At 65.3% G+C, this 337-nt stretch carries 1 pseudogene; it reads left to right on the top strand.

Annotated features, from left to right (window positions below):
* Positions 1-305 (top strand): annotated as a pseudogene (locus EXE42_RS17390) (ABC transporter substrate-binding protein); the annotation flags it as partial.
* Positions 306-337 lie beyond the last annotated feature (32 nt).

Here is a 337-nt window from a genome sequence, read left to right as displayed (position 1 = left end):
ACTCGTACGTGTACAACCTGTTCTACGACGGGCAGATCGGCGCCACCAACGGCACCTACTACGAGAACGACGACCTCATGGACGAGATCGTCGAGGCGCGGCGCGCCAGCGATATCGACGAGCGCCGCGAGCGCTACGAGTCGATCATCCCGACGCTGCTCGAAGACCGGGTCCACCTCCCCAGCTACAGCCTGCGCGTCTCCATCGGCGTCCGCGACTACGTCAACGACTTCGTGGCGCACCCGCGCTCGCAGTACAACCCGCGGGTGCTGAGCGACTACAACAACGTGTGGATCGACGAGTGACCGACCGCTTCGACGGGTAGCGCGGCGCTCGG

The organism is Halorubrum sp. SP3 (genome assembly GCF_005435195.1).
Lineage (GTDB): Archaea > Halobacteriota > Halobacteria > Halobacteriales > Haloferacaceae > Halorubrum > Halorubrum sodomense.
Note: the sequence above shows the minus strand (reverse complement) of the source record. Positions and strands in the feature narration are given on the sequence as shown.